This window comes from Leptospira barantonii, from assembly GCF_002811925.1.
GTDB lineage: Bacteria > Spirochaetota > Leptospiria > Leptospirales > Leptospiraceae > Leptospira > Leptospira barantonii.
On record NZ_NPDS01000009.1, the window covers coordinates 64,849 to 85,476 of the forward strand.

The following is a 20,628-nucleotide window of genomic DNA, read 5'->3' on the forward strand; positions in this document are numbered from 1 at the left end:
ATTTCTACTTTCTCTTGACCCAATTTGTTAAATTTTCTACGCTCTCCAATCGAACCTTTTTCGAACATAGCGTTTTAATGGATGACTCTCCAAATTGTTATGTTTTGAAAAAGATCAAATGTCTTAGGAGACCAAATGAAACTAATTAAATTGGCAGTTCTTTCTGTAATCCTGATCGGATTCGTAGCAAATTGCTCTACAGAAACTACTTATGTTAAACACCCAACGGAAATCCAAGTTACATCTGCACAACCAAACGGTTCTTTCACTAGCTTAGGAACTATCGTTGTTGAAAAACAAGATGTTGGATTTGCAACAAGTGGACCAAGAATCACTGCTGCAGGCGGCGGTAACTTAATTACTAACGAATCCTTCAGATGGGTAAACAACGGAACCGCAGGTGACGTTGAGCAACTTCTTACACAAGAGCTTGTGAAAGAAGCAAAAGCAAGAGGTGGAAACGCTGTAGTTAAAGTTAGCTTTGGCGCTTACGCTGTTCCAATCTTTATTCCTTTCATCGGACCTCTAGGTGTGAAGTATTTTATGGCAACTGGTGAAGTTGTAGTCCTTGGCGGATCTGCTTCTACTCCAGCGAAAACAAAATAATAGAAATTTACTTTCGTTTCCGGGGGGATGTCTCCCGGAAACTTTTGGCTGTTCGTGAAAAATAAACCTATCCTTCTACTCTTCTTTTTATTCGCTTCCTGTTCTTTTTTCAGAGTCAATATTCGAGAATACTCTTTGTATGAAAAAGAATGTAAAAAACAAATTTATTTCCTACAAGACGTCTGCGAAGACGAATTCGAGAGCTTAAGCTTAGCGGATCATTATCTTAAAAATGTAGATAAACGTTCGATCGAACAATTGGATACGAACACACTTTTAAATTTAACAAAGAAATATGGTGCAGACTTTGCGTTATCTTATTATTATCAATCGTTGATTTCAGATGTGAAATCTGAAGAAATTCATTCTTTCGTTAGCAAGTTTGGAAAAAATGATTCCGCGAAAAATTCACAGATCCCAACGACTTCAACAAACATTAAAGTAATCCATGTTCCCGGAATGTTTTATAAAAACTCCGGTCAGGACAATCATCTTCTCGGACTTGCACATATAATTACGTCGATGGGTCTAAAATTCGATTATGTGCCAGTAGATGAAACGGGGACAATTCAGGAAAACGGCGAGATGATTTGTTCTTATATTTCGAAAGAAGCTCCTGATCTTTCCATCATTTTGGTATCCACTAGTAAGGGCGGCGCAGACGTTAAAACTGCGATTCAAAAATGTGGTAAGGAGAAATATTTTAAGAGGGTTCTCGGTTGGTTTAATATCGGAGGAATTAATAAAGGGACGCCTATTATAAATACGGTAAATCAAAGTTGGCGTAAAACTTCCGAAACAAGAATTGCGTTTTTTTTCAAACAATTCAATTGGTCAGGTTTTCAGAGTATAAAAAGGGATCCAGGGTCGCCTTTATTTGCGGATCTTGAGATTCCCGAGTCGATGATCGTGATTAATATCATCGGTTTACCGATGGATCGTTACGTTTCGTTACGAGCTTACGAATATTATCAAAGCTTGCTTTCTTCTTACGGACCCAATGAAGGTTTAGCTTTGATTGGAGATAGTTATATGAAAGGTGCATATAACTTCGGAGCTTGGAGAAACGATCATTATTTTTGGTTGATGAGAGATAAAGCCTCCCTTGAAGTATTCATTCATTTTATGCTCGCGAAAATTGAGAAAAGTGAGAGGCAAAAATAATTTTCATTTAAGTGACTTGTTTTGAATTTCCAATAGCCCAAAGTCGGTTTGACAGAGTCAGACTATAGGGTAAACCTTTGATCTCAGTCGAACATCTACAAAAATCGTTTCAAATCAGCAAAAGAAATCCCGGCCTACTCGGGGCGATTGGATCCTTATTCTATTCCAAAAAAGAAACCATCCGAGCGGTGGACGACATCTCCTTTACGATTCAACCCGGAGAATTCGTGGGATATATCGGGCCGAACGGCGCCGGCAAATCCACTACCATTAAATTATTGACCGGTGTTTTAACGCCGGACCAAGGAAAAATTTCCATATTCGGATTGGATCCGTGGAAGGATCGAAGAGAAAATTCGGAACGGATCGGAGTGGTCTTTGGACAAAAAACACAGCTTTGGTGGGATCTTCCCATGGGAGAATCCTTCGACTTATTGAAATCCGTTTATAAAATCGAAACGAAAGATTACAAAAAAAGAATGGAGATGTTTCAGGATCTGTTGGGGCTGAACGAATTTTTTAGACAACAGGTTCGTAAGTTAAGTTTAGGACAAAGAATGAAGGCCGAAATTGCGGCCAGTCTATTACACTTTCCTAAAGTGTTGTTTCTCGACGAACCGACGATCGGACTCGACGTATTGGTAAAGGAAAAAGTAAGAGAATTTATACGGACGATCAACCGAGAGGAAAAGGTGACAATTCTTCTCACGACTCACGACGTTCAGGACATAGAATCTCTCGCAAAAAGAATCGTATTGATCGATCACGGAAAAATTCGTTTCGACGGTGATTTGAATTCTTTTCGAAACTTGGGAGGAACGGATAATATAGTCGAAATTCATTATAAAGGAACCGAAAAACCTTCGCTTCCTTCCGAGTTTCATTGGACACAAAACGGAAAACCGAATTGTATCAGTGTGATCGTAAGGGAAGGGCAGTCTTTAAACGGACTTTTATCCGCATTGGGTTCTTCCGGCACTGAAATATTAGAAATCGCTCATAAAAAGCCGGATCTATCGGCCGTAATCAAACAGATCTACGGAGAACGTTCTTGAATCTTTATCTAAAGGTAGTCTCCAAAGCGTTTCAACGATCCTCGACATACAAACTCGAATACTTTACCGGAATCTTAAACGCGGTTTTGTATCTTGCGATCCTTACGTCGGTTTGGCAATCGGTGACGGCGGGCGATTTTGAAAACGGAAGGGATAAGAATTCTTTAATTCTTTATTCGGTAATTGCAACGTTGATCAAGGTTTCCTTCGGAAGACAGGACGGACTTGTTTCTTCTAAGATTAAAAATGGAACGATCGTCTTTGATCTATTGAAGCCGATTCGATTTCCTATGATCGTATTTGCGGATACGATCGGAGTCAGTTTGTATCATCTTTTTTCAAGATCTCTTCCCTTGTTGATTCTCGCTTATTTTGTTTTGGATCTGAGATTCGTACCCGATCTGCATTCTTTTGCGGCCTTTCTTGTCGTTTATACTTTAGCGTTTTTGATTTTCTTTCTGATCGGATTTACGATCTCATCCTTGTCTTTTTATTTTACCGAAATTTTTTCATTCTTCCTTTTGTATTTTGCGCTTATCACTTTATTCTCCGGCGCGGTGGTTCCTTTGGATTTGTTTCCGGAAACACTTAGAAACATTTCTTCTTGGTTGCCGTTTCCGTATTTATACTACTATCCGACTCAAGTGATCCTGGGGAGCGAAATCGGAATGAGTTTCGGAGAATTGATCCTTCGATATTTTTTGATGATCGGAGTGTTGACGAGTTTGGCATCCGCCGTATATCTTTCCGGTTTGAAACGATTGGAATTGGCGGGAGGGTAGAATCGATGCGCGACTTTCCGTTCAAAACTTATCTCAAGCTCGCGGTATCTTCCGTACAATCTCACATGGAATACAAAGCGAGTTTCTGGATCTATCTTGTTACGTTACTCGTCTTTTATTCGGCGCAAGCGGGGACGATCTTCATTCTACTGTCTAAATTTAGCGCGATCGGAGGGTGGACTCGGGGAGAAATCGCCTTTCTTTACAGTTTGCTAATATTCGCACAAGGAATCGTCGCATCCGTTTTTTCGGGAATGGTGGAGTTTGGTTCCCTCGTCCGCGACGGAGGATACGATCGTTATCTTTTAAGACCTCTTTCTCCGATCGGACAAGTGTTGATGAATCACTTCGATATATCGGGACTTCTTCATCTCGTTTTGGGCGTCATCACGTTTATAGTCGCCAATCAGTTTACGAATATTGAATGGGATTTTCCGAAGATCTGTATGTTGTTTGTGGTCGTGATCGGAAGCGCTATGATTTTGGCGGGAATTCGAATCGCGATCGCGTCGATCGCATTCTACGCGATTCAGAACTATTCACTGGTTCATCTTGTGATCTTTTCGAGCAGGGAATTTATGATGTATCCGATGAATATCTACAGCGTATCGATTCGGATTCTTCTTACGTTTTTATTGCCTTTGGGTTTCGTGAACTTTTATCCGGCTCATTATTTTTTGGATAAGAATTCCGAATCCCTATTTCATCCTTTCTTTATATACTTGAATTTTCCGGTGGGATGTTTTTTGTTTTTAGGTTCCTTGATTCTATGGAAGAAAGGCCAAAAAAGATACGAGTCGACCGGAACCTAAAAGTCGGGGATTATTTGAGTTCCAGGGTTTCGATACCGGATTCGGTAAAGATCTCTTCATACTTGGAAATGAAAGGCGCTTCCTTTTCGATTCTTTCCTCGATTGCCATTCCTTTGATCTCGGACTCGTTGTAAGTTCTCATAAAATCTCTTGCCGCGAGCCTCTGAACGAGTTCGTCCCAGAAGATGCTGTCTTGATATTCCGTGATCAGATCTGAGATGTCCGTCTTCTCTTCGAATTCTCTCGTGAGATAATGAAGTTCTTCTTCGCTGTCATACGCGACAAGATGAGAAACTTCTAAAGCCTTTGCATAGGATAAAACCTGTTGTTCCATGTCTTCGTATGCGTCGTACGAATCCAAACGATCGGGCGCGGGTTCCTCTTCCTCGAGAATGGAATGGTATAAAAACCGAGTGATCGCCAAGGATTTAAGAAGGGCTTCGTATTGTTCGCGAGTGAGTTCGATATTCATTGCAATTCCCATTTCAGGAAAGAGGCTCGGATTGCCAAATCCTATTTCTCGGAATTTATTGAATTGTCTCGATTCAAAAATCTCCTTGATCGGTTTCTCGGAGGAGAATCCATTGATTCCACATGACGAGAAAAATTTCATTCTGCATTTTGTTCTTCGTCTTGGTCGGATGCGGAGCCTCGAAATCCAAATTCGTACGATTGAAAAAAGAATCCGTGGAACAAGCGTCCCTGTATCTTCTTCGTCCGTCCCGAGTTCCGTTGGCGTTCTGGAAACAAACGATTTTCATCTATAAATACTCGGGAACGTTTCAGAACTCGACTCCGGCTTTTTACGCCAAAGTTGTGTTAGACGACGGAGAATACGTCCAGTTGAATCTCGAAGAGGGATATTATCGTCTGCAATCGAGGGACGCGGAAAAAATTCTTTTTTTAGGAAAGAATAAAACGTATTTCGTGGACTACTTCCTTTTTAACGAAGGTTATTTTTCGTTTCCGGAACTGTATTTCAAAGAATTGAACAAGGAAGCCGCGATCGAATTTTTAATCGATTCTTCTCATATGGATCGTCACGAGAATTCTACGGATTGAAATTTTGTATTAAAGAATCCAAGAATATTAGAAAATTCTTAGATTCTTTGGAATTCCCGAGCGCCATCCAGTTGACATGACCTCCGCCCCGAACCTCCCAAAACCATTTGGGTTCCTTCGCAAGTTTGAATAAATTCATTCCGTTTTCGTAATGAACCACGGGGTCTTCGGTTCCGTGGATCACCAAAAGAGGAACGGGAGAAATCATTCCGATCGTTTCCTCCGGACTTAGGGAATCGTCCATAAGTATTCCGAAGATGGAATCGATCGGAGTAAAAAAGATATTCCTGAGAACGCTTTTGAAAACCTGTCGATAGCTCGAAAAACTTCCGTCCAAAACGACAAGAAGTAATCCCGATTTGTCTCCGATCTCCGGCACGGCCCGGGCGGCGATCGCTCCTCCGAGGCTCTGGCCGTAGACGATCAAAGGAATGTTCTGAATTTTAGAATATTCTAATTCTCTTATGATGAGCGCGACCGAGTCCTTGTGAATTCCCTCCCTTTCGGCGACCCCGCTGGAATCCAAATATCCTCTGTAATCGAAAGCCACCAATTGATAACCGTGATTTACGAGCCAGACGAGGCTTGTGAAATGACTCGTTCGATTTTCGCCGTTTCCGTGGAACTGAAGAATCACTCCTTTCGGTTTGGAATTTTTAGGACCGATTCTCCAGAGTTTGAGAGTTTCACCTTCGGGTGTGATGAAAATTTCTTCCGTATAAGAAAAGCCGAGCGCGTCCGGTTTCCAATATCGTTCCTGGTTGGGCTGATAAAAAAGGGAAGAACAGGATACAAAGAAGAATACGACAAGATGCGACGTCGTACTGAAAATTCTTCCCTTAAAAAAAGAACGCGGATGAGAATTGAAGTTCTTCATAATATCGTTGAGCCTTTCCTTCCAATCGTATTTCCCAATTCTGAGAAAGGGAAACGCTGATCATCGGTGAAATTTTGTAATCGTCTTTGTAACCGTAAATTGAGAAAGCGAAATGCTGGACTGAAATTCCGAGTTTCCATTTTTGATAAGCGACAACCGAAAATAATGCGACTTGCGGTGCGACCAATAAACCTTCTTGATAATAGGAATTTCCGCGGGCCTTTGCGCCCGTTTGAAGCGAAATCACCCAAGAGATAGAACTTTCCGAATCCCGATTCGATAAGGAATAACCGAACGTAGCGTCCGCGTTAATGTTCGATACTCTGTATGGAGTTTCTCGTTTATCCTTTTTGTCGTCGTATACGGAATGAAGGATCGAAAGCGAATTCGAATCGGATAAGAACGGAAGATAGAGAAGTTGATTGGAACTTGGATACTTCGGTTTTATCATCGAGGAATCGGTTCCGAAATCTACAAAAAAAGAAAGGGGTGTTTGGATCGGAGTAACCGGGGCTAAGGAAAGAATTTTTATCAGACTGGATTCTTCTAAGTGCGGGTTTTTTTGAAGATCGTATTGTCTGAGCTGGAACGAAAAGTATTCGATCGTCGAAAACGGAACAAAACCTTTGTCGTAGTTCATAAAATCGTGATACGCCGCGCGTATGGAAACATCCGTATAACCGCCGAGGTTGGAAGTTCCTCGGTTGATCTTGATTCTACCGCTTCCGTGTCCGTCTTCGGGAGGGGCGGAAGTCGGTTCTCGAGAAAGGATCGGAGGGAACGGAAGTTTGCTTCTTTCTACTAGTAGATTTCTATACTTTTGTTCCTCTTGTGCATTCTGTTTTTCTAATGTTTTTTGAAAACGTTTCGCGTCCAGGATCGCATCCAAAAGATGCGCCAGGCGTTCCCCTTTGAATTCGTTTAACAAATCCGTTAATTCGATTTTGGAGGAAACGTATTCGTAGAACTTTGTTCTTTCTGTCGAGGACAATTCTTTGATCTTTTGTTCCATCTTGGAAGTTAAAGAAGGTCGGTATGTTTTTCTGCGGATCAAACCTTCTTTGTTCAAAGCAAGTTTTACCGTATCCGAAGGAATCGTATAAAGATTGAATTCTTCTCGGAGGTGAAGATCGCTTTTTGCGATTTCCAAAAGTGACAATAGATGATAGGAACAATTCTCATCCAAAAAGTAATAATCGAAGTAGGTCGAGCCGAGTTCCCAGATATGGGACGTTACTCTTTTTGCGTCGGACGGTTCGACGTTCAGCTCGTATTCCCAGAGATCCCTGCTTTCCATATCGTTGTATTCGTTGATTTTGTAATAGTATGGAAAGATGCTAAAGGAGCCGGGATATCCGCCGAACAAACCGCGCACGGCATACGTTAAGGCTCCGTCTTCTTTCGAATAATTGGCCGCAAAGTTCACCGCATAATCCAAGATCTCCGAACGATTCGGATTCTCGCTTCCTATCTTTAAAAGATTGTGTCCGAATAAGGAAGCGGGATTGTTCAGATAAAAGGACGCGAAGATGAGTTGGATCGAAGTCGGGTTCAAAGCTTGAATCCAATTTTCAAATCGTGTGCACCGAATTTGTGGCAAAGAATTTTTATCGAAATGAAGATGAGAATCCAACCAACGAAACCGCTCCGGATACTTGCAGATGGGATGAAGTTTTTTTTCTTCGAACTCGTCTTCGTTCGGAGTTCTAAAAAATCCTTTGATGGTTTCGTTCAATTCTTCTTTGGGGTTCCACTTTCCGTTTTCCGAAAGAAAAAAATCCTGACCGTCGATTTCACTTTTTGAATTTCCAAAAATGGACTTTCGATAGTGCAGTAACAAAAGCCAATATCGTGTTTCGGAAAGTTTTTGTAGTTCCGCGGATCGTAGATAAGATTCGAGCGATGATTCCGACAATTTTGCCCGCGGGTTTTCTTGTGCAAAGAGGGAATGAAAATTCGGAGTCGCTAGAAAAAAACAGAGTAGAAATAAAGGAGAATAAAAACGGATCAAGGACAGATTGGAACGAAGTTTTCGGAATTTCAAAAAAGGAGAATTACTTTTTATTTTTCGAATATTCAAGAATGAGAATTTACAAAAAGGCTTTCGGAAATTCCGAAAGCCTTCGAGAGATCAGATTTTACAGCTCTTAGAAAGAAAAACGTCCTTACTCATTTCCAATTTGATTTTAATCAGAAAATCGGAAGGGTCCGCGTTTGCAAACAAAGAAGAATGATTCTTTCTTGTAAGATCGGCGAATGCCTTCGGGTCCTTACATTCCAAAAGGGAAGCGAATGCTTCGAGTTTTTCACCTTTTCCCTGAGCCGATTCTAAGAGTAAAGAATCGTAATTCAGATGGACGAAAATTTCCTGTTCTTTCGATTTTTGAGTGACCCCGTCCGTTTTACAGTTGAGTGTTCCCGTTGTGATTCCGGTAAGCTGGTTCGCGGAAAAAAGATCGTTGATCGTCGCCGCGATCACTTGATGAACCACTTTGTTTTCCGTGATTACTACCGAGCCAAGACCGCAACCAGCGGCCCCGTAGGCTTGAACGTTTTTCGTAAAGGAAAGCGAGGATACGGCCAAAAGAAGGATTAGGATTTTATAATTCGTTTTCATTCTGTTCCTTCTCCTTAGATTTTACAAGCCGAAGCTAAAACTTCGTCCTGAAGAATTTCGTTTTTGACCCCGTCCAACAAGGTCGCCGGAGTTCCGTTCGGCACGAACAGTTTCGTATAACGGCTTTGAGCGAGAGAGGAAAATCTTCCGTTCATCTCGACCGGACATCCGAAAAGGGAGGAAAGAGCGTCTAACTTCTCTCCTTTGCCAGTTACCATTTCCTGTTCGAGGGAAGAATAATTGACCGATACGAAAACTTCCTGAACTTTTTCGTTTTTAACAAGACCGTCGGTCGCACAATTGGAGGTTCCGATCGTGATTCCTATGGTTTGTAGTCCGGTTGCGTTGGTTGTTGCGGCAAGAAGCTGATAAGCCATCTTGTTTTCTTTGAAGAATAAGGAACCTAAGCCGCATCCAGCTACGTGGTAATCCTTTGCGGATAACGGACTCAGCAGAGTGATGCAGGAAAGCGTCAAAAGGATCCATGAGATCTTTTTTTTCACAGTGTAACTCCAAAATGAGAATAGAGAATTGTTTCCCATTTTGAAGAATATGTCAATTGGTTTTCGAATTGAGAAATCTTACTTCGAAATCTCTTCCACGAGTTTACATTCCGGAATTTCTTCCTTCTCGACTCGTTTCTCTTTTCTATAACCTACGATATGACCCGGAATCGAAGCGGCCAAGCCGACCAATTCTCCCACGGAACTTAAGATCGGTCCGGTAGCATAGGTCGCGTAAGCGGGATATAACGTCCGATAGGCGAGCAACTCGTTCTTTAAATCGCATTTGTGTCTGAGATATCGAAGCGCGTCGTCCGAAGCTCGCGCTTCCGCATACAACGGACCTACGATCGGAAACGAATAACCGAGACTGTAAAACGATTTGTATTTTCTAAGAGCGAAGTCTTTTGAATGTCCGCCTTCGTGAAGAACCACGGAAGGAAGATCGCTGTAAAGATTGATCGTATTCGAATACGGATTGTAGTGATCTCCGGTTAAAAGCCCTGCGAAAAGTCTACCGGGAAGAATCACACCCGAGATCCAGTTTAGAATTCCCACAGTGTATTTCAAAATCGGATGAACGGCATCCGATCTCCAAAGTTGTACGAGATCGTCGATGGGCGCATATTGATTGAATCGGACCTTTACGTCTTTAAGATTATTTTCTCGGATATAATCTTTGAGATAATTTTTCGTTTCTTCGGAGAAACGGTGATTGCTCATCTTTCTATTCCAGAGAATGAGTTTGGATAAAACGCCGAAGACGTTTCCCATAAAATCCAAAAACCAATACGGTTCCCCTTCTTCGAATTGAGGATTGTTTTCGTCGAAGGTATTCTGATTCGGATAATACGGCTTTGCGTAGATGTATTTTTTCTCTACGGAATACGTGCAACCCATTGAAAAAAACAAGGACGAAAGAAGAAGAAAGGCGCTGAAAAATTTTAAGAAAGGATGCATAAGAATCGGTTTCCTACTTTTTTTGGGGAGGAATAGTTTTGGCGGACTGTTCCAAGGCGGACTTTAGTTTTTCAGAAAATTCTAATAAAGCCGTTCTGCCGAGCTGATTGAGTTGGTCTTCTCGGTTTCCTCGAAATCCGAGATAAGGCATGTAGATCAGCCAACCGACGATCGTACCGGAAGCCAAAACGAAGTTGCAGTCGGTTACGTTCGATTCTATAGAATCCTCGAAATGAAAATTCAAAAGGTTCTCTTTTTTTTCGGAATGTAGAACATCGATATCGAGTTTCACGTTCGTTATGTTTCCGTAAAAACAGGAATCGTCCGTCTTCAGTTCGAATCCTTTGACGAGAATCTTATATTTCTGATTCGTTTTGTAATCGTTTCTGTTTCGATCCAATTCTCTTGCGATGATCGTGCCGACGGAGCCGTATTCGTTCTCCAACTTTTTCGGAGAAAGAAAGAATAGGGAGGGAATCCGATGTGCAAATGGTCCGTATTTGAGTTCGGGGGATTCTTCGATTTCAAAATGCGGATTCGAATTCGGAACCGCAAGATGAAGAAACGTATCCAAGTTTCCCACATCGTATGCGTCCGTTCCTTTTTTGGGAATATACACTCGTACGGAGATGCAGTTTAGAAACGAAAAAAGAATCAGGGAAAGGATCGAAACGGAAAGAAAGAAGTTTCGAAGTGAGGATTTAGTAATGGATTTATTTTGGAACATTAGAATATCGTAAATTTTAAATATTGGATTCATTTTCAAGGAGAACCCTCCCGTTTCACCAAAGCGGTGATCGTAGTGCAGTAACCGGTTCCGATAAAACCGTAATACCAGGATTCTTCTAAGGTGATCTGCGAAAGAATTCCGTCCTTAGCTTGCGCGGAAATTTTCGAGTAGGCTTTTGCGAATCTTCCGTTGATTCCGATCGGAATAAAGAATAACAAAACGAATCCGCATTCTTTTGCATACGCGGGGTATGTGATCGTATTTTGATCCGGTTTGAATTTCTTTTGATTCTCGGGAATAAAAATCGGATCGGATATACAGGATACGGTCAAAGTCAACAAGAGGAGGGCGGTGAAAAATTTGGGATTCATTGGATCGCGTCTCCCGAAATGGTCATACACTGAGTGATTCCAAGCACAGCCCAGAACCAGGTTTCTTCGATGGTGATGTTTTTCAGTCCTTTCGCGCCCGGAATTTGTTGAACCGCGTAGTTATAAGCACGTTCCACTTTCGAGTTTTGTTGGATGGGGAAAAAATAATACCAAGGAACCAGAACGCCTAAGAATCCGCAGGCGCTTCCTTGAACTCTTCCGAGAGTTTTTTCTTCTCCCGTTAGAGGACGTTGGATGACCACGTGATCGGACGAACAGTTCGCGGTGAATAGAATGAATAAAACAAAAATAGAAAACGGAATTCGAAATTTCATGAAATCACTCGGATCTGAAGTTTGAAGATCGTTTCGAATCCGGTAAAGTCATTTTTAATTCGGAAACGGAACGCTTTCGAATTTCATTCTCCCCAAACGACGATGCAGTTTTTGTAAAAGATAGGTCCTAAAAAACTGAAGGAAGAATAATCCACGACCGCAATCTTCTGTATTTCGAATTCCTTCGCTATGTCCGCTACGCTGTTTTTCGGTCCTCGGAACGTCGCGTTGTAATAAAAAAGAGAAATCGCATACGTGCAACTTTCTCCTTTTCTCGAAACTTTTGCGGAAGAGATCATGTTTCCGTTCGTTTTGGAAAGAAGGTGTTGTGTGTTGTACGAAAATAAAAGCGCGGGTTCGGAGGTTGCGATACAACCCGAAAGAAGAATTCCCGCAAACGCAAGTAAGACGATTGCTGATTTTTGAATATTCAAAATTCTTTTCATTCTTTTTCTCCCGAAACGATCACACAATGGTTTCTGTAGACGATCGCGAGAATCTGAAGAACGCTATAGTCGATGATCGCGATTCTTTGAATTCCGTTCTTTTTGGCGACGCTACCCGCTCCCGCGTTTCCGAAACTAAAAAGCCCGAGTACGCTGTGAATACATCCTTCCGCGCTTACGTCCGACCGAACCTCGTTTGTGGGATTGATTTCTCCCGGATATTTATTGTGGGTAAATAAAAACCCTCCGACAGGACCGGCCGCACATCGGGTCAGTGAAAGAATAAAAAATAAGAGAAGCAGAATATTCAAAATTCGTTTCATTCCGTTTCTCCTTCTTCGGATTCTTTTTTATCCACAACGGGCGTAGGGGCGGGAACCGAAGGGACGGATTTTTTTTCCTTCACTTCCTCGGAAACCTTGACGGCGGTTTGGGATTCTCCCCTGACGATCGTGCAGAAACTGTGATAGCCGATTCCTAAAACGGCGGTATGTTCGTATTCGATATGTGCAATTTTTTTAATATTCGCTTTTTGAGAAGCGCTTTGAATCGAGGAATCTCCCCAAGCAAAAAGAGCGAGAACGGATCTGGAACAGGATTCTCCTCTTTCCACTCCCTTTGCGTTCCCGATGATCGTATTCGGGATCGATTCGTTGTGATAGATAAATCCGCCCTTATACCAAAGTTCGAAGGAAGGTCTTCCGTAAGCGGGCGTGGGATTTGTGTTCATCTCTTCGGGACCCACGGGAGAATTGAGGACGTTGATCCCCGTGCAGGAAACGAAGTTCCAAAGAAAACTTAAAACCAGGATTCGAATCCAAACTCCGAGAATCGGAATTCGAAATCGATTAGGACGTTGAATCTGCAATATCATAAATCCTCCGCTTACTTTCTTATAGTTCGCCCTTCGAGTGTTTGCCGACACAAAATCCCGTTTTTTCTAAAAAAAGTGGAATGTTATTTTTCGGACAAAAAGGAGGATTCTTCCTCATCGTAAGAAAACGGAGATACGACCTTGGATATGTCCTCGTCTTCTTGTCGTTTGCGAAGTCTTTCAAAGTCGGATTTCCATTCTGCGGTTTTTTGGTCGGAAGTACGGCTCGGATTTTTTTGAACGAAGAAAAGTGCAAAAAGAAGAAGTTCGCGGTTGTATCCGGTTTGTTTGAGTTTTTTGTCCAAGAATTCCTCATCGACTCGGCGTCCGCTTTCGACGATTTCCTGGAGAATTTCGATCGCTTGAATGTCGGTGGTCGAACTTTGTTGTCGGTAGATTCTATGCAAAGGATATAGAATCTCCTTTTCGGCTCTTCCATTCTTCTTAAGGCTTAGGTAATAGGCTCGTCGGGCAAGCGCGAGAGAGTCGTTGAATCTTCTGTTTTGTAGGAACTCCAGCGCGGACTCGTAGGCGAAGATGGGTTCGTTTCGAAAGATCGCCGCCCGATCCAAAAGGGATTGTTCCAAACTCGGGGATTTTTTTTTCTTCAACGACAAAAGAAGAATTCTATGAAGATACGGATTTTCCGGAAAGTAGAGAAGGAATTTTCTGCATTTGACAATACTTTCGTCGATCTTTCCGGATTCGTGAGCGGTGTTGACTTCGGCTTCGATCGCCGACAAATCGTTCTTGTAGGGATTGTTCTCCCGAATCCAGTTTAGGGTTTCATTGTAATATTCTAAATTTCCAAGTCTTGAACTCAAAACCAGAATTTTGTATCTGAGGAGCGGATTCTCGTGATTTTTGGATAGGCTGAGTCTCGCAAACTGAAAGGCCTTTGCGGGTTTCTTTAGTTCTTCGTATCCTTCTACGAGTTCGGTCCAAAGCGTCGGATGATTGGGTTCCACTTCGACGCTTTTTTCGAAACTCTGCATGGCCGTCGTAAGATCTCCCTTTCCGATCCAGGCCCTTCCTTCGATCTCGTAATAAAGTCCCGTTCTTTTTTTACCGTGAGAATCCGCGATTTCCAGTTTTTGAAGGGCTTCGTCGTAACGGAGGCGTTCTAATTCTTCCCGGGCCTGTCGGAGAAGCTCGTCGTAAGAAAAGGTTGAATTCCCAAAGAGCGTTGAATAACCTGTGCAAAGTAAAAAAAAGAAACAAGCGGATAGTAGTTTCCTAGGCAGTCTGTCAGGTAGAATTCTTCCCATCTTTTTAAACATCGGAACATTGAAAAAAAACAAGAGGTTTCACTGAATGAATTCAGTTACGATTATTATCGCCATGGCACTTTTGGCGATCGTTACTGCTGTAGTGTATGCCCTGAAGGTTGTCCGCATCCAAGTAGGCGCTCCAGGTAGTAACGAAAAAGAAACGCAAAAACTTTTAGAAATTTCTTCCGCCATCTCCGAAGGAGCTATGGCCTTCCTCGTCCGGGAATACAAAGTCATTTCCCTTTTCATCGCCTTTATGGCGGTCCTGATCGTTCTTCTTTTGGACAATCCTGGATCGGAAGGGTTCAACGACGGAGTTCACACCGCAATCGCGTTCGTTGCCGGAGCGTTGATCTCCTGTCTTTCCGGTTTTATCGGAATGAAAATCGCGACCGCAGGAAACGTAAGAACCGCAGAAGCCGCTAAGACTTCTATGGCAAAAGCGTTTCGTGTTGCGTTCGACTCCGGAGCCGTTATGGGATTCGGTCTCGTGGGTCTTGCGATCCTCGGGATGATCGCTCTTTTTCTCCTTTTTACGGGAATGCACCCTACGATAGAAAAACACTTTCTTATGGAATCCTTGGCCGGTTTCGGTCTCGGCGGTTCCGCTGTGGCTCTTTTCGGTCGTGTAGGCGGCGGGATTTATACCAAAGCCGCAGACGTGGGAGCCGACTTAGTCGGTAAGGTTGAGAAGGGAATTCCGGAAGATGATCCGAGAAACCCCGCAACGATTGCGGATAACGTAGGAGATAACGTGGGTGACGTTGCCGGAATGGGAGCCGATCTTTTCGGTTCTTGTGCGGAAGCAACTTGCGCGGCTCTTGTGATCGGAGCAACCGCTTCGGCTTTATCCGGTTCCGTGGATGCGCTTTTATATCCGCTTCTCATTTCCGCGTTCGGAATTCCCGCTTCTCTTTTGACCAGCTTTCTTGCAAGAGTCAAAGAAGGCGGAAACGTAGAATCCGCTCTGAAAGTTCAGCTCTGGGTTTCCACTCTTCTCGTTGCCGGAATCATGTATTTCGTAACGAACACCTTCATGGTGGATTCTTTTGAAATCGCGGGAAAGACGATCACGAAATGGGACGTTTATATCTCCATGATCGTGGGTCTTTTCTCGGGGATGTTCATCGGGATCGTAACCGAGTATTATACTTCTCATTCTTACAAACCAGTTAGAGAAGTTGCGGAAGCATCGAACACCGGTGCGGCGACCAACATCATCTACGGACTTTCTCTCGGATATCATTCTTCCGTGATCCCCGTGATTCTGCTTGTGATCACCATCGTAACCGCGAATCTTCTCGCCGGTATGTATGGAATCGCAATCGCGGCTCTCGGTATGATTTCCACCATCGCGATCGGTCTTACGATCGACGCTTACGGTCCTGTTTCGGATAACGCGGGCGGGATCGCTGAAATGGCGGAACTCGGAAAAGACGTTCGTGATAGAACCGATACCTTGGACGCGGCGGGAAATACAACTGCGGCGATCGGTAAAGGATTTGCGATCGGTTCCGCGGCGTTGACCTCACTTGCGCTTTTCGCGGCGTTCATCACAAGAACTCATACGACCAGCCTCGAAGTTCTGAACGCGGAAGTGTTCGGAGGATTGATGTTCGGAGCGATGTTGCCATTCCTCTTTACCGCGATGACTATGAAGTCCGTTGGTAAGGCGGCAGTGGATATGGTGGAAGAGGTTCGTAAACAATTCCGCGAAATTCCCGGCATCATGGAAGGAAAGAACAAACCGGACTACAAACGTTGTGTGGATATTTCCACGACTGCGGCTCTTCGCGAGATGATTCTTCCGGGTCTTTTGGTTCTTTTAACTCCGATCTTTGTAGGATATCTTTTCGGAGTGAAAACTCTTGCGGGTGTTCTTGCGGGCGCTTTGGTTGCGGGAGTTGTTCTCGCGATTTCCGCCGCAAACTCCGGCGGAGGATGGGATAATGCGAAGAAATACATCGAGAAAAAAGCCGGTGGAAAAGGTTCAGACCAACACAAGGCGGCTGTTGTCGGTGATACCGTCGGAGATCCGTTTAAGGATACGTCCGGACCTTCGATCAACATTCTCATCAAATTGATGGCGATTACAAGTCTCGTGTTCGCGGAATTTTTCGTTCAGCAAGGCGGACTGATTTTTAGAATTTTCCATTAAAATTTTCTAAATTAGAATTTCTTAAAATAGAAGGCTCTTTCGCGAAAGCGGGAGGGCCTTTTTTATTGGCGGGGAGTTTGGAAAAGTTTGGGCGCCTCCTTCCGATTTTCAATCGGAAAGACCGGGCTCGTCGCGACTCCACTTCGTTTCGGTCGTTCCGACTGTATTAACTCAAACTCACTCTCTACGGGTCGTTCGTTAATGCATCGCTTTGATCCCTGGCGCGGGATCCGTAGAAGAGCTTCGCCGCTGAGTTTCCCGCGGGGATTTGTTTTGTGGATGTATGGTTACGCTTCCCTTTAAAGTAGGATTGAACGACGGTTTTCTGAAATTAAATTCTAATATCTCAAATTACAATGTTCAAGGTTGAGTTTGCGTTTCGCGATCATTAGTAAAAAATTGACGATACCGAATAGAATTCTATTCTTGCCGGAAGTTTATTTAAGGAAATGTAAATATGAAGATATTTATTATAATATTACAGTTTACGATATTGTTAAGCTGTTCTAGAAATTTTGTACGCCCTGCAAAGGTGGCGGATTTGAACTCTATCATAAATAAAATTGATCCGAAAAAAGTTGCCTTAGTCGGATTTTATCCGTTTAGAGAGGTATTTACTGGAAGGGAAGGAAATACATCGCATTACGAAGCCATATTGAATTATCAACAAGATTTTAAAATTCATTTAAAGGAATTCGGCACCCCGATTCAAAATATCAAAGAGACGGGAATGAATCATGGTGTATCTAAGACAAAGGTGAATGAATTTTGTTCGAACTACATGGAGTTGGTCAAAAGAAGCGGATTGCCCGAAATTTCGCACGTCGTAAAAATAAAGGTTAATGCAGAAGGTAGTAAGACGACTTACGATTGTGAATTAAAGAAGCGGGATGTAAAATATTACGTTGTTGGAATATTGGGTCCGCCGTTTTATAAGACTGGAAAATTAAATCCCATAAAAGCATATCCAACTTTATTATTGGCGCTACCAACATTATTTACGATTCCTTTGTGGGCAGAGTCAGACACTGAAACAACAATATTGGTATATGATGAAAATTTAAATCTATTGAAAAGATGGGAAGACGTAAGCACCTATCAGATCACGTTTGCATGGTGGAATCCGGCCAGAGAAGGAGAGGGTAATGAATTTACCCAACCTACGGAAGCCGAAAGAAACAAAAGAGAAGCGAATAAGATAGAATTATACCAGCCGATGTTAACGGAATTTCAACAAGAATTTTATACTTCGATTACCCAAACTAAGAAATAGAATTATATATTTATTAGTTGGATTGACCACATTGCAGTATTGCCGCTGGATCGTTCAGGTGTAGAAGAGGAATTTTTGTTGGAGGTACGACAAAATTTGCGCGGATTTATTTTGGTTTACGAAAGCCGAATTTTCTGCTAAAGGGAATTAGCAATTTTCTCCCACCACCTCGCCCCACCACCCAAAATCAGGGTGGGGCGATCGTTTTTACAATAAGATCGTCGGAACTCCGACAAAGTTTGGTTTTCGATGATTCTTTCCTACTTTCTTCTTGCCAGTTTTCAAAAACCACGATCACCTTCAACGTTATGATTCTCCGTTCTTTTTTGATCCCTGTCGTAATTTCGGTTTTGTATGCCTTGGCCGTGCAGTATTGTTTTCGAATCGAATCCTTAAAGGAACTAGGGCTCGGAATGACTTACGGAGGAATTTTTATTCTTCCCTTTTTAATCGGAGTGATCTCTTCCTATAGCGTCGAAAGAACAAAACCCCGATCCGTTTTGTTCCATATATTCTTTCCTTGGCTACCGACGATCGTTTCCATGTTCTTTGCGCTTATAGTCAATTTTGAAGGAATGATTTGTCTCATCATGGGTCTTCCCATTTATCTCGTCTTATCGAGTTTAGGCGGGCTTGCGGTTGCGATTTGGTTTTATATCTTTCCCGAGAACAGAACAAATCTGCTTGCCGTTTTCGGAATTCTTTCTCTTCCACTTGTGACCGGATATTTCGAAACCTATTGGGATTTGCCGAATGAAATTCGTTTTGTAGAAACGAGGATTGAAATCGATTCCACACCTGAAAAAATTTGGAAGAACATCATTCGCATTCGAGAGCTTGAAAAAACCGAGGACGGATTTTTTTATTCGATGGGATTTCCGCGACCGGTAGAAGCGACTCTTTCTAAGGAAGGAATCGGAGGAATTCGAGAAGCCAAGTTCGAGAAAGGACTGGTTTTTTACGAAACGATCACCGAATGGGACCCTCAACACAGATTGAAGTTCGAGATCCAAGCCGATCCGAATCTAACTCCCTTGACCACATTGGATCCTCACGTTGTGCCCGGCGGAATCTATTTCGACGCGTTGCAGGGAGAATATGAATTAGAATATAATAAAACTCTAAAAAATAATGGAAAACAAAACGTCGTTCTTCATTTGAGAAGTAAATACCGTCTATCCACTCGCTTTAATTTTTACGCGTCTCTTTGGGGTGATTTTCTGATGAGGGATATTCAAAATTCTATTTTAAGAATTTTGAAACGGAGAATAGAGGGCGGGCCAGAGTGAGAATCGTCTGAATCAAAAAGTAGGAACTCCTACATTTTAAGGGTGGTAAATTCTACTTGCGAAGAGTATGATTTTCTGATATAGAAAAAATTCGGAACCTTTCCCACCACCTCACCCCACCACCCAAAATCAGGGTGGGGCGCGATTCCGGAAAAAATCGTCGGCCTCCTACAACCTTCCTAGATCAAACCCTTGATCTCCTCATACAACCTTCTCGCCGCACCTCGACCGGATTGAACAAATTCACGGTTGTTCTTTCGAATTGTCGCAAGTTCCTTCTCCGAAAGATTCAAAATTTTGAATATATCTTCAGCGTTCGAGACAACAAACAAACCGCCCATTTTCTGCAAAATCGTCGCTTCGGGAGAATTCGAAATCTTAGGACCGGTCATCAAGGGCAAACCGAAAGTGGCGGGTTCCAACACGTTGTGAACTCGATTGTGGAGAGCGCCTCCGACATACGCGAAGTCCGCGGCCTGATACGCAAATGCCAAAACACCTAACACGTCGAATACGATCGTTTGGGCGGACATGGTTTCATACGGAGTCGACGTCCAAGTTTGATAGGAAATCTTCGCGTCCTGGAGACGGTGCTCGATGGAAATAATCCGATCCGGAGAAGTTTTGTGCGGAAAAATCCAAAACGCGAACTCGTTTAACAAATTCGGATTTTCTTTACGGATGAGCGTGTGCAGAGACACGATCAATTCTTCGCAAGGTTCGTAAGTGGATGCGAATAGAATGATTTTTGAATATGGATAATTCTTAGGTTTTTTGAATTCTTTTTTGTTGTCCTCGATTTTTTTGAGAACGGTGTCGAATCTTGTGTCGCCCAAAACTTTGACCGGAACATTCTCCGGAACGAGCGCGCGAAACGCGTCATAAAAGGATTCATGAGAAGGATAAATTCCGTCCAGATGTCGAAACACAGCTCGGGTCAATCTTCCCATAAAACCGTCCTTACGACTTCCGATCACCGCAGAACCCAACACGACCTTGGTGCCGAATCTTTTAGAAGCCAAAATCAGATTCGGCCAAGTGTCCCAAGCCATCAAAACTAAAACCTTGGGATGAAAATGAGAAAAGATCCAATCGTAAGCGAACGGAGTATCGATCGGAAGACGAAAGGTTTCATCGGCGGGAAACGCCTCAAGTTGAGAATCCCTTACGCTGTCCGAAAAAACGGATTGGATCAAAAATGCGGAAGGATCGTTCTTACGAAATTCCAAGGCCAAGGCCCTGCACTGATCGAGTTCTCCCACGGACGCGGCGTGTAGCCAGATCGTATGTTTACCGGAAAGATCCAAGGGTTTGGAAAGAATTCTTTTCCGATCCGCGGAACGTTTTCCTAAAAAACGCCTTACCGACGGAAATAAGAGAATGATCGGAACGATAAAGACGAGAAGAAAGATCGTCAGGATTTGATAGAGAAAAATCATAGGT

At 42.9% G+C, this 20,628-nt stretch carries 23 protein-coding genes; 9 read left to right on the forward strand and 14 right to left on the reverse strand.

The window, feature by feature from the left end:
• Positions 1–135: 135 nt before the first annotated feature.
• The 5 genes from CH367_RS18115 (at position 136) to CH367_RS18135 (ending at position 4,419) form a co-directional block, all read left to right on the forward strand.
• Positions 136–606 carry a hypothetical protein gene (locus tag CH367_RS18115; RefSeq protein WP_100763905.1) on the forward strand — a complete coding sequence of 157 codons (471 nt, stop codon included), beginning with the start codon at positions 136–138 and terminating at the stop codon, positions 604–606.
• A gap of 54 nt (positions 607–660) precedes the next feature.
• On the forward strand, positions 661–1,770 hold the full coding sequence (locus tag CH367_RS18120; protein WP_125226142.1) for a hypothetical protein: 1,110 nt from the start codon (positions 661–663) through the stop codon (positions 1,768–1,770).
• A gap of 77 nt (positions 1,771–1,847) precedes the next feature.
• On the forward strand, positions 1,848–2,825 hold the full coding sequence (locus tag CH367_RS18125) for an ABC transporter ATP-binding protein (protein WP_100763907.1): 978 nt from the start codon (positions 1,848–1,850) through the stop codon (positions 2,823–2,825).
• Entirely contained in the window at positions 2,822–3,607 is a 786-nt protein-coding gene (locus CH367_RS18130; RefSeq protein ID WP_165783328.1) for an ABC transporter permease, read from the forward strand. Before CH367_RS18125 ends, CH367_RS18130 begins: the two co-directional genes overlap by 4 nt.
• 5 nt (positions 3,608–3,612) lie before the next feature.
• On the forward strand, positions 3,613–4,419 hold the full coding sequence (locus CH367_RS18135; protein WP_100763909.1) for an ABC transporter permease: 807 nt from the start codon (positions 3,613–3,615) through the stop codon (positions 4,417–4,419).
• Positions 4,420–4,429: 10 nt separating this feature from the next.
• Here the strand turns inward: CH367_RS18135 and CH367_RS18140 are convergent, their stop codons facing one another.
• Complete coding sequence (locus tag CH367_RS18140) at positions 4,430–4,891, reverse strand: hypothetical protein (RefSeq protein ID WP_100764037.1); 462 nt, start codon at positions 4,889–4,891, stop codon at positions 4,430–4,432.
• A 122-nt stretch (positions 4,892–5,013) separates the two neighbouring features.
• Here CH367_RS18140 and CH367_RS18145 point away from each other — a divergent pair, with 122 nt between their 5' ends.
• Positions 5,014–5,481, forward strand: a complete 468-nt coding sequence (locus CH367_RS18145) for a hypothetical protein (protein WP_100763910.1) — start codon at positions 5,014–5,016, stop codon at positions 5,479–5,481.
• Here the strand turns inward: CH367_RS18145 and CH367_RS18150 are convergent.
• The 12 genes from CH367_RS18150 to CH367_RS18210 all read right to left on the reverse strand — a co-directional run bounded on the left by CH367_RS18150 (position 5,471) and on the right by CH367_RS18210 (position 14,495).
• Positions 5,471–6,358, reverse strand: a complete 888-nt coding sequence (locus CH367_RS18150; protein WP_100763911.1) for an alpha/beta hydrolase — start codon at positions 6,356–6,358, stop codon at positions 5,471–5,473. The genes CH367_RS18145 and CH367_RS18150 overlap by 11 nt on opposite strands.
• Positions 6,321–8,273, reverse strand: a complete 1,953-nt coding sequence (locus tag CH367_RS18155) for an Lnb N-terminal periplasmic domain-containing protein (protein ID WP_100763912.1) — start codon at positions 8,271–8,273, stop codon at positions 6,321–6,323. The genes CH367_RS18150 and CH367_RS18155 overlap by 38 nt, the downstream gene beginning before the upstream one ends.
• Before the next feature lie 216 nt (positions 8,274–8,489).
• On the reverse strand, positions 8,490–8,975 hold the full coding sequence (locus CH367_RS18165) for a DUF3015 family protein (protein ID WP_100763914.1): 486 nt from the start codon (positions 8,973–8,975) through the stop codon (positions 8,490–8,492).
• Between the two features lie 14 nt (positions 8,976–8,989).
• A complete protein-coding gene (locus CH367_RS18170) occupies positions 8,990–9,478 on the reverse strand; it encodes a DUF3015 family protein (protein WP_165783329.1) in 489 nt (162 codons plus the stop codon).
• A gap of 78 nt (positions 9,479–9,556) precedes the next feature.
• Positions 9,557–10,438 carry a hypothetical protein gene (locus tag CH367_RS18175; RefSeq protein WP_100763916.1) on the reverse strand — a complete coding sequence of 294 codons (882 nt, stop codon included), beginning with the start codon at positions 10,436–10,438 and terminating at the stop codon, positions 9,557–9,559.
• 13 nt (positions 10,439–10,451) lie between these two features.
• Positions 10,452–11,165, reverse strand: a complete 714-nt coding sequence (locus CH367_RS18180; protein ID WP_100763917.1) for a hypothetical protein — start codon at positions 11,163–11,165, stop codon at positions 10,452–10,454.
• A gap of 35 nt (positions 11,166–11,200) precedes the next feature.
• Positions 11,201–11,539 (reverse strand): hypothetical protein, encoded by a 339-nt coding sequence (locus CH367_RS20875; protein WP_165783330.1) that lies wholly within the window; start codon positions 11,537–11,539, stop codon positions 11,201–11,203.
• Positions 11,536–11,874, reverse strand: a complete 339-nt coding sequence (locus CH367_RS18190; protein WP_100763918.1) for a hypothetical protein — start codon at positions 11,872–11,874, stop codon at positions 11,536–11,538. Before CH367_RS18190 ends, CH367_RS20875 begins: the two co-directional genes overlap by 4 nt.
• A gap of 83 nt (positions 11,875–11,957) precedes the next feature.
• The gene (locus CH367_RS18195; RefSeq protein WP_100763919.1) at positions 11,958–12,320 is read right to left on the reverse strand and encodes a TRL domain-containing protein; all 363 of its coding nucleotides are present in this window, start codon (positions 12,318–12,320) and stop codon (positions 11,958–11,960) included.
• Positions 12,317–12,643, reverse strand: a complete 327-nt coding sequence (locus tag CH367_RS18200) for a TRL-like family protein (protein ID WP_100763920.1) — start codon at positions 12,641–12,643, stop codon at positions 12,317–12,319. The genes CH367_RS18195 and CH367_RS18200 overlap by 4 nt, the downstream gene beginning before the upstream one ends.
• On the reverse strand, positions 12,640–13,194 hold the full coding sequence (lsa14, locus tag CH367_RS18205; RefSeq protein WP_125226143.1) for an adhesin Lsa14: 555 nt from the start codon (positions 13,192–13,194) through the stop codon (positions 12,640–12,642). Before lsa14 ends, CH367_RS18200 begins: the two co-directional genes overlap by 4 nt.
• Positions 13,195–13,277: 83 nt before the next feature.
• Positions 13,278–14,495, reverse strand: a complete 1,218-nt coding sequence (locus tag CH367_RS18210; protein WP_100763922.1) for a tetratricopeptide repeat protein — start codon at positions 14,493–14,495, stop codon at positions 13,278–13,280.
• 13 nt (positions 14,496–14,508) lie between these two features.
• Here CH367_RS18210 and CH367_RS18215 point away from each other — a divergent pair, with 13 nt between their 5' ends.
• The 3 genes from CH367_RS18215 to CH367_RS18225 all read left to right on the forward strand — a co-directional run bounded on the left by CH367_RS18215 (position 14,509) and on the right by CH367_RS18225 (position 19,185).
• Positions 14,509–16,623 (forward strand): sodium-translocating pyrophosphatase, encoded by a 2,115-nt coding sequence (locus tag CH367_RS18215; RefSeq protein WP_100763923.1) that lies wholly within the window; start codon positions 14,509–14,511, stop codon positions 16,621–16,623.
• 457 nt (positions 16,624–17,080) lie between these two features.
• The gene (locus CH367_RS18220) at positions 17,081–17,896 is read left to right on the forward strand and encodes an Lp29 family lipoprotein (RefSeq protein ID WP_100763924.1); all 816 of its coding nucleotides are present in this window, start codon (positions 17,081–17,083) and stop codon (positions 17,894–17,896) included.
• A 308-nt stretch (positions 17,897–18,204) separates the two neighbouring features.
• A complete protein-coding gene (locus CH367_RS18225) occupies positions 18,205–19,185 on the forward strand; it encodes an SRPBCC family protein (protein WP_244284626.1) in 981 nt (326 codons plus the stop codon).
• Positions 19,186–19,364: 179 nt separating this feature from the next.
• Here CH367_RS18225 and CH367_RS18230 read toward each other — a convergent pair whose 3' ends face one another.
• Complete coding sequence (locus tag CH367_RS18230) at positions 19,365–20,624, reverse strand: 3-deoxy-D-manno-octulosonic acid transferase (protein WP_100763925.1); 1,260 nt, start codon at positions 20,622–20,624, stop codon at positions 19,365–19,367.
• Between the last annotated feature and the right edge of the window lie 4 nt (positions 20,625–20,628).